General features: G+C 74.1%; 10 protein-coding genes. 4 read left to right on the top strand and 6 right to left on the bottom strand.

Going from position 1 to position 14237, the window contains the following annotated elements; genetic code table 11:
- Positions 1 to 160: 160 nt before the first annotated feature.
- Positions 161 to 1441, bottom strand: coding sequence for a ricin-type beta-trefoil lectin domain protein (locus ACIQKA_RS10370; RefSeq protein ID WP_402540636.1), 1281 nt, complete (start codon positions 1439 to 1441; stop codon positions 161 to 163).
- 214 nt (positions 1442 to 1655) lie between these two features.
- Between ACIQKA_RS10370 and tpx the strand changes: the two genes are divergently transcribed.
- Positions 1656 to 2156, top strand: coding sequence for a thiol peroxidase (tpx, locus tag ACIQKA_RS10375; RefSeq protein WP_383448782.1), 501 nt, complete (start codon positions 1656 to 1658; stop codon positions 2154 to 2156).
- Between the two features lie 87 nt (positions 2157 to 2243).
- Here tpx and ACIQKA_RS10380 read toward each other — a convergent pair whose 3' ends face one another.
- Entirely contained in the window at positions 2244 to 2660 is a 417-nt protein-coding gene (locus tag ACIQKA_RS10380) for a Fur family transcriptional regulator (RefSeq protein ID WP_356546595.1), read from the bottom strand.
- A gap of 248 nt (positions 2661 to 2908) precedes the next feature.
- On the opposite strand from ACIQKA_RS10380, the gene katG reads away from it, so the two are divergent.
- From katG to ACIQKA_RS10395, 3 genes are all read left to right on the top strand, one after another.
- Entirely contained in the window at positions 2909 to 5161 is a 2253-nt protein-coding gene (gene katG, locus ACIQKA_RS10385) for a catalase/peroxidase HPI (RefSeq protein ID WP_383160457.1), read from the top strand.
- Positions 5162 to 5411: 250 nt separating this feature from the next.
- Positions 5412 to 8231 (top strand): alpha/beta hydrolase family protein, encoded by a 2820-nt coding sequence (locus tag ACIQKA_RS10390; protein ID WP_402540638.1) that lies wholly within the window; start codon positions 5412 to 5414, stop codon positions 8229 to 8231.
- Between the two features lie 148 nt (positions 8232 to 8379).
- Positions 8380 to 9120: a class I SAM-dependent DNA methyltransferase gene (locus ACIQKA_RS10395; protein ID WP_383156458.1), complete on the top strand. Its 741-nt coding sequence runs from the start codon at positions 8380 to 8382 to the stop codon at positions 9118 to 9120.
- 80 nt (positions 9121 to 9200) lie between these two features.
- On the opposite strand, the gene ACIQKA_RS10400 is transcribed toward ACIQKA_RS10395, so the two are convergent.
- The 4 genes from ACIQKA_RS10400 to ACIQKA_RS10415 form a co-directional block, all read right to left on the bottom strand.
- Positions 9201 to 10952 carry a flavin-containing monooxygenase gene (locus ACIQKA_RS10400; protein ID WP_402540639.1) on the bottom strand — a complete coding sequence of 584 codons (1752 nt, stop codon included), beginning with the start codon at positions 10950 to 10952 and terminating at the stop codon, positions 9201 to 9203.
- 124 nt (positions 10953 to 11076) lie between these two features.
- The gene (locus ACIQKA_RS10405) at positions 11077 to 12297 is read right to left on the bottom strand and encodes an MFS transporter (protein WP_402540640.1); all 1221 of its coding nucleotides are present in this window, start codon (positions 12295 to 12297) and stop codon (positions 11077 to 11079) included.
- Positions 12294 to 12869, bottom strand: coding sequence for a hypothetical protein (locus ACIQKA_RS10410; protein ID WP_402540642.1), 576 nt, complete (start codon positions 12867 to 12869; stop codon positions 12294 to 12296). The genes ACIQKA_RS10405 and ACIQKA_RS10410 overlap by 4 nt, the downstream gene beginning before the upstream one ends.
- Positions 12870 to 12942: 73 nt before the next feature.
- Positions 12943 to 14169 carry a hypothetical protein gene (locus tag ACIQKA_RS10415; protein ID WP_402540643.1) on the bottom strand — a complete coding sequence of 409 codons (1227 nt, stop codon included), beginning with the start codon at positions 14167 to 14169 and terminating at the stop codon, positions 12943 to 12945.
- Positions 14170 to 14237: the final 68 nt, after the last annotated feature.

Below are 14237 nucleotides of genomic sequence, written 5' to 3' on the forward strand. Positions count from 1 at the left end.
CGCGCCGGCGCGCGCGGCGCCGCGCGGGGCCGCCCCCCCGGGCCCCTCCCCCCCCCGGGGGGGGCGCCCGGGGGGGGGCCGGGGGGCGGGGGGGCGGGGGGGGGGGGGGGGGGGGCCGGCGCCGCCCCCCCGCCCCACGGGGCTGTCGGGACCGTCCGGGCTACCGGGTCACCGTCCACTTCTGGTTGGCGGTGCCCGCGCAGGTCCAGATCTGGAGCCGGGTGCCGTTGGCCGAGCTGTTGCCGGTGGCGTCCAGGCACTTGTTCGCGCGCGGGTTCACCACGTCCCGGGCGTCGTTGGCGACCCAGCGCTGGGCCTCCGTGCCGTTGCAGTCCCACAGCTGGAGGGGCGTTCCGTCGGCGGTGCCAGCGGAGGTGACGTCGAGGCACTTGCCGAGCGCGCGGACGGTTCCGTCCGCGCCGACGGTCCACCGCTGGGCGGCGGTCCCGTTGCAGTCGTACAGCTGGATCGGGGTGCCGTTCGCGGTGTGGGAGGCGGCCACGTCGACGCACTTGCCGCCGATGCCGGTGATCGGTCCGCCGCCGGCGGGGGCGTCGGAGGTGGTGACGCGGACGTGGTCGACGACGAGCTGTCCCGGGAAGGGGGTCGAGCCGTCCGGGTCGCCGGGCCAGTAGCCGCCGACCGCGAGGTTGAGGATCAGGAAGAAGGGCTTGTCGAAGGCCCAGGCCCGGCCGCCGAGGTCGGCGGGCGTGCGGGTCTGGTAGACGGTGCCGTCCACGGACCAGGTGATCCGGCCCGGCGACCAGTCGACGGCGAAGGTGTGGAAGGCGTCGGCGAAGGCCTGCCCGCCGGGCAGGGTGTACCCGGCGCCGATGCCGCCGGAGCCCGAGTAGCCGGGGCCGTGCAGGGTGCCGTGGACGGTGGAGGGTTCGAAGCCGACGTTCTCCATGACGTCGATCTCGCCCGAGTTTGGCCAGCCGACCTGGCCGATGTCGTTGCCGAGCATCCAGAAGGCGGGCCACATGCCCTGGCCGCGCGGCACCTTCATGCGGGCCTCGACGTGCCCGTAGCGGGTGGTGAACTTCCCGGCGGTGTTGAGCCGCGCCGAGGTGTACTCGCACCGTCCGTACCAGCACTGGTAGTTGCCCGGGTTCTCCTTGCGGGCGGTGATGACCAGGTGGCCCTGGCCGTCGAGCGCGGCGTTGCGGTTGCCGGCCGTGTAGTACTGCCGCTCGTGGTTGCTGACGTTGTCGCCGGTCTCGATCTGCCACTTGCTGCCGTCCACGGCGGCGCCCGCGGGGCCGTCGAAGTCGTCGGAGAAGGTGACGGCGGCCGCCCCGGCGGCGGGCTGGAGGGCGGCGGGCGAGCCGGCGGCGGGGCCGGCCGAGGCCGCCGGGCCGAGCGCCGTGACGGCGAGGGCCAGGGCGAGGGCGGACAGGGCGGAGGACAGCGTGCGCCGTCGTGCGCGGGAGGAGGTCATGGCTCTCTCTTCCGTCGGATGTGGGGGGGGACGGCACCGTGGGAGCACACCTCGCATGCATGTCAGGTACATGACACACATGGAGGCCGACCACTTCGCCGCCCACCTGATTTAAGAAGTGAAGGAAGGGGGCGTCAAGGGGTGCGACCGCGCGAGCGGCCCGGACTCCGTACGATGCGCTTCGTTGCCACTCGTACCCCTTAAGGAGATCACCATGGCCCAGGTCACGCTGAAGGGAAGCCCGGTGCAGGTCAACGGCGCGCTGCCGGAACCCGGCAGCCAGGCGCCCGACTTCACGCTCGTCGCCGAGGGCCTCGCCGACAAGTCGCTGAAGGACTTCGCCGGCGTGCGCAAGGTCCTCAACATCTTCCCGAGCGTCGACACCCCGACGTGCGCCTCCTCCGTTCGCGCCTTCAACGAGAAGGCCGGCGCGCTGGAGAACACCGTGGTGCTCTGCATCTCCGCCGACCTGCCCTTCGCGCAGGCGCGCTTCTGCGGCGCCGAGGGCCTGGAGAACGTCAAGAACCTCTCGACGCTCCGGGGCCGCGAGTTCCACACGAACTACGGCGTGGAGATCGCGGACGGCCCGCTGGCCGGCCTGACCGCCCGCGCGGTCGTCGTCCTCGACGAGAACGACAAGGTCCTGCACGCGCAGCTCGTGGGCGAGATCGCGGACGAGCCCGGCTACGACGAGGCCCTCGCCGCCCTGAAGTAGTCCACCCGGCGGCCCCGGAGCGGGAGCCGCCACCGCGGAGGGGGCCGTCACCGACACCGGTGACGGCCCCCTTCCGCGTGCGCGCGCTCATCCTCCCGAGCAGTCCGGGCACAGCCCCCGGTACGTGACGTCGGCCTTCTCCACGGCGAAGCCGAAGCGCTCCTCCGACGGGAGGACCGCCAGCGGGTCGCCCGTCGGGTGGACGTCCCGGATGAGCCCGCAGCCCGAGCAGACCAGGTGCTGGTGCTCCCGGCGCGCGTTCGGGTCGTAGCGCTTGGCCCGCCCGTCCGTGGAGAGCTCCACGACCTCCCCCAGGGCGACGAGCTCGCCGAGGGTGTTGTAGACCGTGGCCCGCGCGATCTCCGGCAGCCGCTCGACGGCGCGCGCGTGCACCTCGTCCGCCGTGAGGTGCACGTGGTCGCCGGCCAGGACCTCCGCGACCACGCGCCGCTGGGACGTCATCCGCCAGCCTCGGGATCGCAGCCGTTCCAGCAGGTCGCTCATAGGTTCACCTCTTCGGCTCGGACGCGGGGCCCGTGGTGTCCGGTGTGCGGCCGGTGCTCCTCGGACAGGATTTGGCATTGTTCTTGACTTGGACAAGGTCCATTGTAGGATCGATTTCGTTGATGGCCAAGGGACAGGAAGACCTCAGCGCGGCGGGAGTCCGATACGTGACGGCTCTCCGGGCACGACCCGGCCGCTCCGATCGCACTTCCTGAGTACTGTTGTCCGCCAGGTCCGGAAGGATTCCGATGTCTGAGAACCGCGTGCCCGAGAACGAAGCGCCCGAGAACCACGACGCGATCGTCGTGGACGCGAAGCTGGACGAAGCCGGGGGCGGTTGCCCGGTCGCGCACGGCCGCGCCGCCCACCCGACCCAGGGCGGCGGGAACAACCAGTGGTGGCCGAACCGGCTGAACCTGAAGATCCTGGCCAAGAACCCCGCCGTGGCCAACCCGCTGGGCGAGGAGTTCGACTACGCCGAGGCGTTCCAGAACCTCGACCTGGCGGCCGTGAAGCGCGACATAGCCGAGGTCCTCACGACCTCCCAGGACTGGTGGCCCGCCGACTTCGGCCACTACGGCCCCCTCATGGTCCGGATGGCGTGGCACAGCGCGGGCACGTACCGCATCAGCGACGGCCGCGGCGGCGCCGGCGCCGGCCAGCAGCGCTTCGCGCCGCTCAACAGCTGGCCGGACAACGTCAACCTGGACAAGGCCCGCCGCCTGCTGTGGCCGGTCAAGAAGAAGTACGGCCAGAACCTCTCCTGGGCCGACCTCCTGGTCCTCACCGGCAACGTGGCCCTGGAGACGATGGGCTTCGAGACCTTCGGCTTCGCCGGCGGCCGCGCGGACGTGTGGGAGCCCGATGAGGACGTCTACTGGGGCCCCGAGACCGTCTGGCTGGACGACAAGCGCTACACGGGCGACCGCGAGCTGGAGGAGCCCCTCGGCGCGGTCCAGATGGGCCTCATCTACGTCAACCCCGAGGGCCCGAACGGCAACCCGGACCCGGTCGCGGCGGCCCGCGACATCCGGGAGACCTTCCGCCGGATGGCGATGAACGACGAGGAGACCGTCGCGCTCATCGCGGGCGGCCACACCTTCGGCAAGGCGCACGGCGCCGGCCCGTCGGAGAGCGTCGGCGACGACCCCGAGGCCGCGCCGATCGAGTCCCAGGGCTTCGGCTGGGCGAACTCCCACGGCACCGGAAAGGGCGGCGACACGATCACCAGCGGTCTGGAGGTCACCTGGACCACCACCCCCGCGCGGTGGGGCCACGACTTCTTCAAGCACCTCTTCGAGTACGACTACGAGCTCTCCAAGAGCCCGGCCGGCGCCCACCAGTGGGTGGCGAAGGACGCCGAGGCGATCATCCCCGACGCGCACGACCCGTCGAAGAAGCACCTCCCGACGATGCTCACCACCGACCTGTCGCTGCGCTTCGACCCGGCGTACGAGCAGATCTCGCGGCGCTTCTACGAGAACCCGGAGCAGTTCGCGGACGCCTTCGCCCGCGCCTGGTACAAGCTGACCCACCGTGACCTGGGCCCGATCTCCCGCTACCTCGGCCCGGAGGTCCCCTCCGAGGTCCTGCTGTGGCAGGACCCGCTGCCGGAGCGCGAGGGCGAGCTGCTGGACGCCTCGGACGTCGCCTCCCTCAAGGAGCGGATCCTCGCCTCGGACCTGACCGTCGCGCAGCTCGTCTCCGCGGCCTGGGCCTCGGCCTCCTCCTTCCGCGGCAGCGACAAGCGGGGCGGCGCCAACGGCGGCCGCATCCGCCTGGAGCCGCAGCGCAACTGGGAGGTCAACGACCCGGACCAGCTGGCGCAGGTGCTCCGCGTCCTCGAAGGCGTCAAGTCCGCCTTCGACGCCGAGGGCGGCAAGAAGGTCTCGATCGCCGACCTGGTCGTCCTCGGAGGCTCCGCGGCCGTGGAGAAGGCCGCCAAGGACGCGGGCTTCGACGTCGAGGTGCCGTTCGCCCCGGGCCGGGTGGACGCGAGCCAGGAGCAGACGGACGTGGAGTCCTTCGCCGCCCTGGAGCCCAGGGCGGACGGCTTCCGCAACCACCTCGGCAAGGGCAGCCGCCTTCCGGCCGAGTTCCTCCTGGTCGACCGCGCCAACCTGCTGAACCTGAGCGCCCCCGAACTGACGGTCCTCGTCGGCGGTCTGCGCGTCCTGGGCGCGAACCACCAGGGCTCGAAGCACGGCGTCCTGACCACGGCCCCGGGCACCCTGACGAACGACTTCTTCGTCAACCTGCTCGACATGGACACCATCTGGCGGCCGGTGGCCGGTGACGCGAACCTCTTCGAGGCCCACGACGCCGCGACGGGCACGGTCCGGTGGACCGGCACCCGCGCCGACCTCGTCTTCGGCTCCAACAGCGAACTGCGCGCGCTGGCCGAGGTCTACGCGAGCGACGACGCGAAGGAGAAGTTCGTGAAGGACTTCGTCTCCGCGTGGGACAAGGTGATGAACCTGGACCGGTTCGACCTCGTCTGACCCCACTCCGGCCGCGGCCGGACGGCGCCCCCCGCCGTCCGGCCGCGGCACGTCCGGCCCGGACGGCTCCCCCGCCGTCCGGGCCGGTCCCGTTCCCGGCTCCGCCCCTCCGGCGCGCACACGACGCCGTGCGGGGAGGCAACCCCGGCACGTCCGCCGCCGTCCTCCGGGGCGAGAGGGGGCACCGGGGAGCCGGGCGGCCGACGCCACCGGCGGTGCCCCCACGGGAACGAACGTGAGGAAGACCGTCTTGATACGTGGCATACGCGGCGTGACCACCGCCGCCGCCTTACTCGCGCTGGCGGCGGCGACGCCCGGCGCGGCGCACGCGGGGGAACCGTCGCCCGGACCGGCGGCGACGGCCCGGGGGTCCGGGCCCGGGAAACCCGAACTCCCCCCGGGCTGGCGGGTCACCGGGACCGGCGCGGACCGGCAGCTCGTGTGGACGTCGCCCGGACCCGTCCCCATGGGCGACGCCCGGGTCGAGTTCCACGCCGGCGACCGGCTGCTCGGCCGTCCGGCGGCCGATCCCGACGGACGCGCCTTCCGGCTCCCCCTCGGGGACGCCCGGCTCGACGGGGGCGACCGGCTGCGGGTGACGGCCGGCGGCAAGCGGCTGGACGCCGCCGCCCCCTCCGCCCGGCCCCGGCCCCTCGCCCCGCCCACCGGGCCGCAGGCCCCGCCCCGGCCCGCCGCGCCGGAGGCCTCCCTCCCGGCGAACCCGGTCGACCCGGGCACGCCCGGCCCCTACCGGACCGTGAGCGGCGAGTACGCCCTGCCGTCCGTGAAGCTGCCCGACTTCCCCGTGCCCGTCGAGATGCGCGCCGTCGTGGTGGGTCCGGCCGGCGCGCCGGGCAAGCGGCCGGTGGCCCTCTTCCTGCACGGCCGGCACGCCACCTGCTACGCGCCGGGGACCGAGGACGCGACGGGCGCGTGGCCCTGCCCGGCGGGCACCCGGGAGATACCGAGCCACCGGGGCTACCTGAACGCCCAGAAGCTCCTGGCCTCCCAGGGCTACGTGACCCTCTCGATATCCGCCAACGGCGTCAACGGGCAGGACCACAGCATCGACGACGCGGGCGCGCAGGCCCGTTCGTCCCTGGTCCGGCTGCACCTGGCCCGCTGGGCCGACTGGTCCGCGAACCGGCGGGGCGCGCCGGCCGCCGTGCGGAGGACCGCGCCCGCCGACCTCTCGCGCGTGCTGCTCGTCGGCCACTCGCGCGGCGGCGAGGGCGTCAACCGGGCGGCGCTCGACAGCCTCTACCCGCCGCCGGCCGACCGGGACGGCCTCCACGGGCCCGTACGGTGGAAGATCCGCGGCAACGTCCTGATCGGGCCCACGATCTTCGGTCAGAACCCGGCCCCCGACGTGCCTTCCACGACGATCCTGCCGGGCTGCGACGGGGACGTGAGCGACCTCCAGGGCCAGATCTACCTCGACGGCACCCGCGGCGTCGGCCGGGGTGCGGCCCTGCACAGCTCGGTCTACATGGTCGGGGCCAACCACAACTTCTTCAACACCGAGTGGACCCCGGGCCAGGCCCAGGCCCCGGCCTCCGACGACTTCTCGTCCGGCGAGACGCCCGACCCGGTCTGTTCCCCCGGCGCGGCGACCCGGCTGACCGCCGGGCAGCAGCAGAAGGCGGGCGCGGCCTACGTCGCGGCGTCGGCGCGGCTGTTCGTCGGGGGCGACGACCGGGTGCGGCCGCTGCTCGACGGCACCGGCCGCCGCGCGCCCTCGGCGGGCCCGGCCCGGGTCCTCACCCACGCCGTCGGCGGGCACCGCGTCCCGGCCTTCCTGCCGGACGCCTCGACGGCGGTCTCCGGCTCCGGCCGACTGTGCGCCCAGGTCGATCCCGACGCCGCACGCGCCTGTCTGAACCCCGAGGAGGGCGGCGCCTCCCCGCACTTCGCGGTCTGGGACGCCTCTCCCGAGCCGGGCCGCGACGCCGTCGCGCTGCGGTGGGGCGCTGCCGGGAAGCCGGTCGCGGTACGCCCGTCCCGGCCGGTCTCGCTGGCCGGCTCCGACGCCCTGGCCCTGCGCCTGGCCGTGCCGCCCAACAGCGCGGGCACCCGGTTCGACGTCGCCGTGACCGACGCCTCGGGCCGCCGCGCGCACCTGGGCCGCGTCCGGGTCGACGGGCTGCCGGGCAGCGACCGGACCGCGTCCGTGTGGGCGCGCGAGGTCCGCGTTCCGCTGTCCGCCGCGAGCCGCGCGGGCCTGGACCCGAAGCGGATCGCGTCGCTCGAACTGTCCCCGGGCGGCGGCGCGGGCCGCGCGTGGCTCGTGGACGGGTGGGGCTGGCGTCCCGGCACCCCGGCGGTGCGGCCGGCCGCGCTGCCGCGCGTCGACGTCGGGCGCCTGACGGTCGACGAGGGCGACTCCGGGGTGCGGACCTACCGCGTCCCGGTGCGGGTCTCCGGGAAGGGGGCCGGACAGGTCCGCCTGTTCGTGCCCGGCCCCGACGGCGACGGGGCCGTCTCGCGCCTGGTGACGGTGCGCCCGGGACGGCACGACATCGACGTGCCGGTCGAGGTCCGGGGCAACACCCGCTTCGGCTACGACACGGCGCACGACGCGTTCGTGAAGGCGGTGCGCGGGGCCGTGGTCGGCTCCCACCGGGGCGGTGTGACCGCCCGCGACGACGATCCCCTGCCCACGGCGACCGTGACCCCCGTCGCGGACGACGTGGCCGAGGGCCGGGCCCTGGCCTGGCGGGTGACGCTGTCCGCCGCGGCGGACGCCGACATCGTGGGCACGGTCGACGTGCTGCCGGTGACCGGCGGCGCCGAACTGTCCACGGCGGACGTCGACCCGGAGTGGCTGGAGCAGCAGATCGGGGAGGTCCCGGATCCGGCGGTGCCGCTGTCCGAGGCGGTCCCGGGCGGTCTGTCCCTGTGGTTCTCCGTCCCCGCCGGGGAGACGGGCGCGGAGCTGACCGTGCCCACCGTCGCGGACGGCGTCGAGGAGCCGACGGAGTCCCTGCGGGCCGTCCTGTCCCTCTTCGACGGCTCCTGGGAACCGGTCCCGGGGCCGGAGTTCACCGGACGGGTGCGGGACGCGGCGTAACCCCGCCCCGCACGGGAGACAGAGCGGCCGGCGGGCCCCGGGGAGAGGTCCCGGGGCCCGCCGGCCGTCCTTCCCACCGTCCGGAACGCGGGCGGTGGGGACGAAAACGCGTCGACAGCGCCCCGCGCGCCTGGCAGTGTGACGCCCCGTGACGAGCAGCGAACTGTGGACCCGTGAGACCGCCGACCGCTACGACGCCGAGGACGCCGGGATGTTCTCGGCCGCCGTCCTCGGACCGACCCTCGACTTCCTCGCCGAACTCGCCGGAGACGGCCGGGCCCTGGAGTTCGCCATCGGGACCGGGCGGGTGGGCGTTCCGCTCCGGGAGCGCGGCGTGCCGGTGGTGGGCATCGAACTGTCCGAGCACATGGCGGCGGTCCTGCGCCGCAAGGCGGACGAGGAGACCCTCCCGGTGACCGTGGGGGACATGGCCACCACCGTCGTCCCCGGCGAGTTCTCCCTGGTGTACCTCGTCTACAACACGATCTCGAACCTGCTCACCCAGGACGAACAGGTCGAGTGCTTCCGCAACGCCGCGCGGCACCTGGCGCCCGGCGGCCGGTTCGTCGTCGAACTGGTCGTGCCGCCGCTGCGGTTCCTGCCGCCCGGCCAGGTCGCGGTGCCGTTCGACGTCTCCGAGCGGCACCTCGGCTTCGACACCTTCGACCTGGTCGAGCAGGTCCTCGTCTCGCACCACCTGACCCGCGACGGCGACGACGGCCGCTACCGGCGCGGCAGTTCCCGGCACCGGTACGCCTGGCCGGCGGAGCTGGACCTGATGGCCCGGATCGCCGGACTGGAGCTGGAGCGCCGCGTCGCGGACTGGAGCGGCGCGCCGTTCGCCCAGGACTCCGCGCAGCACGTCTCCGTCTGGCGCAAGCCGGCCTGAGCCCGGTCGGTTCGGAGGGGGGCGAGGCCTGTCGCCGAGCGCCGATCCGCGAGGGTTCCCGGACTCCGGACTCCGATCGCTCACGGCCCGGGATCCGCTCCCGGCGCGCGGTCCGGGTCCGGGTCTCGGTCCGGGTCCGGACCCGGGTCCGGGAGGGAACGCCCGTCCGTGGAGGAGGCGAGGACGAAGCCGGTGTAACCGTCGCGGGCTGCGGCGTCGCACTCCTCCCGGTACCGGTCGAGTCCGCCCGCGTAGGCGAGGAACACACGGGGTTTGCCCGGGACGTTCGCCCCGGTGTACCAGGAGTCCACCGCCGGATAGAGCGTACGGGCGGCGAGTTCCGCCACGCGTGTCCCCCAGGCGGCCTCGGCGGACGGGGTGGCGTCGATCTCGGTGAGGCCGTTCCCGAGCAGGTGGCCGACGCAGTCGGTGATCCACTCGACCTGCTGTTCGAGGGACACCGTGATGTTGGTGAGTACGGAGGGGCTGAGCGGCCCGAGGACGGTGAAGAGGTTGGGGAAGCCGGCCGAGACGAGCCCGAGGTGGTTCCGGGGGCCTTCGGCCCACCGCTCCCGGAGCGTCGCGCCTCCCTTGCCCACGATGTCGATGGCGAGCTGGGAGCCGGTGAGGGCGTCGAAGCCGGTGGCGAGGACGATCACGTCGAGGTCGTGCTCCCCGTCCGAGGTCCGGACGCCCCGGGGGGTGATCCGCTCGATCGGGGTCGCGCGCAGGTCCACGAGCGCCACGTGCGGCAGGTTGTACGTCTCGTAGTAGCCGGTTCCCAGGCAGGGGCGCTTGGTCGCGAACGGGAACGTGCGCGGGGAGAGCAGCTCCGCCGTCGCGGGGTCGGTCACGATCGACCGGATCTTGGACCGGACGAACTCCGCCACGGTCTCGTTGGCCTTCCCGTCGGTGAGGATGTCGGTGTAGGTGCGCAGCAGTCCGTTGAGGAAGCCCTCGTCCCAGGCCGCCTCGTAGGCGGCGGTGCGCTCCGCCTCGTCCGCCTCCAGCGCCGAGCGGGTCGGGGGCGCGAAGACGGTCCCGCCCCGCGAGCGCCGCTGGGCCCGCCGGAACTCGGGGTACCCGGCTTTGAGCGCCGCGCGCTCCGCGGCCCGTAGCGGGCGGTTGCGGGCCGGCAGGACGTAGGCCGGGGTGCGCTGGAAGACGGTCAGGGAGGCCGCCTCCTCGGCGATGACGGGAACGGCCTGGACGCCCGAGCATCCGGTGCCGATGACGGCGACCCGCTTCCCGGCGAAGGAGACGTCCTCGCGCGGCCACCGCGCGGTGTGGTGGACGGCGCCGGTGAAGCTGTCGGCACCGGGGATCCCCGGGTCCTTGGGGACCGACATGCAGCCGGTCGTCAGGATCACGAAGCGGGCGGTGACGGTCCGTCCGGTGTCCGTGGACAGCCGCCAGCGGTGATCGTGCTCGTCGTACACGGCGCGCGTGACGCGCGTGCGTAGGACGACATCCTCGCGCAGGCCGAACCGGTCGGCGACGTGGTGGACGTAGCGCAGGATCTCCGGCTGGGCGGCGTACCGCTCGCTCCACTCCCACTCCTGGTCGAGTTCCGGGGAGAAGGAGTAGGAGTACGAGGTGCTCTCGATGTCGCAGCGGGCCCCGGGGTAGCGGTTCCAGTACCACGTTCCGCCGATGTCGTCGCCGGCCTCGAAGGCCACGGCCGTCAGGCCGAGTTGCCGCAGCCGGTGGAGCTGGTAGAGGCCGGAGAGCCCGGCCCCGACGATCACGGCGTCGACCCGGTCGGCGGCGGCGGACGGGTGGCCGCCGGCCGCCGCCGGGACGCTCGTCGGCGGGTTCGTCGGACGGCTCATCCGGTGGCTCCTGTTCTGTCGGACCGGGAACGAAGGACTGCGGGAACGAAGGACTGCGGGGGCGGGGAGGCTGCCGTGGCGGGTGCGGGGTCGTCGTCCCGCGTGCGTACCGCCCGGCCGCCCGTCAGGCGGGGCGGCCGCCGCCCCTCGCCACGGCGGGGATGACCGCGAGGGCGAGGGCCCCGGCGGCAGCCGTCAGGACCGGGTATCCGCCGCCCCCCATCACCAGCCCCGAGGCCATGCCGCCGGTCGCGCCCGCCACGGACATCCCCACGTCCGCGAGGCCCTGCACCGCGGCCCGGTTCTCGGCGGGCGCGGCGTCCGTGAGCACGGCCGTGCCGCCGAGCAGGGCCAGGTTCCAGCCGGCTCCGAGCAGGACCAGCGCACAGGCCAGGAGGGGGACGGAGTGCGGCGGGGCGAGACCGGCGAGCAGAGCCGCGCCCAGCAGGACGGCTCCGGCCGCGACGGCGACCCGCCGCCCGCCGATCCGGTCCGCGAGCAGGCCGCTCAGGGGTGACGGCAGGAACATCGCGCCCACGTGCAGGGCGATGACCAGCCCCACCGCCTGTGTCGTGTGGCCGTGGCCCGCCATGTGGACGGGCGTCATGGTCATCACGGCGATCATCACGAGCTGCGCGGTGATCATCACGGTGGCGCCGGTGACGACACCGGGGGCGGGGCGGCCGGTACGGGCGGCTCCGGGCTCCCGGGGCGGGGCCGGGGGCAGTTGGTCCGGGCGCGACCACACCAGCAGGACGAGCGCCGCGGCCACGTACACGACCGCCGCCAGCAGGAAGGGGCCCGTCAGCCGTGGCAGGCCCCAGGCGTCGGCGAGGTCTCCGGTGGGTCCGGTCAGGTTCGGGCCCACGACCGCTCCCAGGGTCATGGCGAACAGGACGGTTCCGGCGGCCCGGCCGCGTCGCTCGGGCGGCGCGAGGTCGGCGCCCGCGTAGCGCGCCAGGAGCCCGGTGACCGTACCCGCCCCGTAGACGAAGAGGGCGGCCAGGAGCAGGGCGGGCCAGCGCGCCGCGGCTCCCGCGACCACGCCCGCGCTGCCCAGCGCGGCGATGCCGTTGCCGAGCGCCAGTGCCGGACGGCGCCCGAAGCGCTGTCCGACGCGCCCGAGACCCGCCGCTCCGAAGGCCGCGCCGATCGTGTACAGCGCGGCCGGGAGTCCGGCCAGACCGGTCGAGCCGAGCAGGTCCTGGGCGAGCAGCGCGCCGACCGTGATGCCGGCCGCCATGCCCGCACCGCCGAACACCTGCGAGATGCCGAGCACCGTCAGGGCGCGGCGCTGTTCAGGGGAGAGACCCGCCGCCGTGGCCGAGGGGGCCGTCCGGGTCACGCGTGGTCCCGCGCGGGGACCGCCGGTCCGTCGGGCGTCTCCGTCCCGCCGGCCAGGCCGGCTATCTCCGCCAGCGACATGTGCAGTTCGTCGTGCAGGAACCGCACGATCGTCCAGTGCGGCAGGGCGTCGGCGTCGAAGGGGCCGAACGCGGCCGTGTAGAGGGGGATCCAGCGCAGGGCCTCCTCGGCGGCGGTCTCCCGTCCGGGCGCCTCCTGGTAGGCGTCGTAGGAGATGCTCCGGTGGTGGACGAAGTGGCCGCCGGGCAGCCGCCGTTCGCACAGGTCCCGGTACTCGCGCGTCTGCAGGATGAGGTAGTGCCATATCTCGTCGATCTCCTGCTCGACGGGGAGGAAGAGGCCGCCGAGGCGGTCGGGGTGGCGGGAGACGAGGTAGAGGTAGCGCAGACACTCGCGGACCCGGTGCCGCACGACCGCCGCGGACGGGGCGTCCGGCTCGGCCGTGAAGTGACGTACCACCTCCTCGTGCAGGGCCGGGCCGAGCAGTTCTTCGGCGGTGGGCGCCCGATCGGCGGCGCTGTCCGGGGGGACGTGGGCGGTGGACGTGGGCACGAGGCTCCTTCGGGGACGTCGTCGAGCGCGTCGGCCGGCCCCGTGGACGGGGGACGACGGGCGACGGGATCGGTCAGGACGGGTCGTGCGCGGTCAGCCAGGCGTACTTGCCGGAGCGCCCGACGGAGAGGGCGGTACGGTGCTCCACCCGACAGGTCCGTCCGGTCAAGGCACGGACGGAGGAGGTCAGTTCGGCCGTCTCGCCGGCCGTGAGCGGCGCGTCGTCGAAGGTCGTGTACGCCAGGCGGCAATGGTCTTCGCCGACCAGGTGCAGCCGGTGCAGGAAGACGCGGGTGCAGACCCCGGCGATGCGGGCGTCCAGGTCGGCCTGGGAGACGGGCCCGCCGGGCGTGCGCAGCAGCTCCTTCTCCCGCCCGCAGAAGGAGACGATCCCCTTCGGATCGGCGCTGCCGTCGCGCGTGCGGACGCAGTCGCCGGACCGGTAGCGGACCAGCGGCATGTAGGGGTTGCGGGTACTGGTGACGATGAGGCTGTGGATGCCGCTGCCCGGTTCCACGGGGATCAGCTCCACGCTCATGTCCTGTAGATAGGGCTGGTATCGGCCTTCCGCGTCGCTGTAGAAGAGGTAGCCGAGTTCGGTGCTGCCGAAGAGGTCGACCACCGGGCAGTCGAAGTGGGCGCGCAGGTGGGCGCGGACGTTCGACGGTGTGTACTCGTAGGCGTGGACGATGCCGGCGGGGCGGGGAAAGTCGCCCCACAGGCCCCATGCGGAGACTTTGCGGACCAGGTGCGCCAGGTGGTAGCCGGAGCAGTCGAGCAGATAGGTGCCGTCGGGGTGGGCGGTGGCGGCCCCACGGATCTCGGCGAGCATGCACTCGACCTCGTCGCGGTCCCAGTCGGCCGGGTCGAGGCGGCGGTTGAGGTACAGGGTGCGGTCGTCGAGCCAGCGTTCACCGGGGGTGGCGCCGGGCTTGCGGGCGTTCACCCGGGCCACGTGCTCGGTGGCGAGGACGGTGGTCAGTGAGACCCGTCGGGCGCCCTCGTGCCACGAGGCGCCGAGATCGGGGTGCTCGCTCCACAGCCGGTAGTACGAGCGGAGCAGGAAGTAGGGCGGCCGGATGATCTGCATGCGGGCGTGGTTGGTGCCGGTGGAGAGCACGAACTCGGCCTCTCCCGCCTCCAGCGCGCGGGCCAGCTCGGGAGTCATCCAGTTGTCGGGGAAACCGCGGGCGATCTCGGGTTTCTCCAGGACCGGGAAATGACCGCGTTCGACGGAGGCGCGGTAGATCGGGATGTCGCGCACCTTGTCCAGGACGTCGGCGCTCGGCAGGCGCTTCACGGGAGCTCTCCGGGGAGGGTCGGCGGCGGGCGGAGCGAGCGGGGGCCGCCGGCGCGGCGACGACCGCG

Origin of the sequence: Streptomyces sp. NPDC092045 (genome assembly GCF_044756005.1) — a bacterium.
Lineage (GTDB): Bacteria > Actinomycetota > Actinomycetes > Streptomycetales > Streptomycetaceae > Streptomyces.

Coding starts and splice junctions, on each gene's coding strand:
- ACIQKA_RS10370 (WP_402540636.1), bottom strand. CDS start 1,441: ATGACCTCCTCCCGCGCACGACGGCGCACGCTGTCCTCCGCCCTGTCC.
- tpx (WP_383448782.1), top strand. CDS start 1,656: ATGGCCCAGGTCACGCTGAAGGGAAGCCCGGTGCAGGTCAACGGCGCG.
- ACIQKA_RS10380 (WP_356546595.1), bottom strand. CDS start 2,660: ATGAGCGACCTGCTGGAACGGCTGCGATCCCGAGGCTGGCGGATGACG.
- katG (WP_383160457.1), top strand. CDS start 2,909: ATGTCTGAGAACCGCGTGCCCGAGAACGAAGCGCCCGAGAACCACGAC.
- ACIQKA_RS10400 (WP_402540639.1), bottom strand. CDS start 10,952: ATGAGCCGTCCGACGAACCCGCCGACGAGCGTCCCGGCGGCGGCCGGC.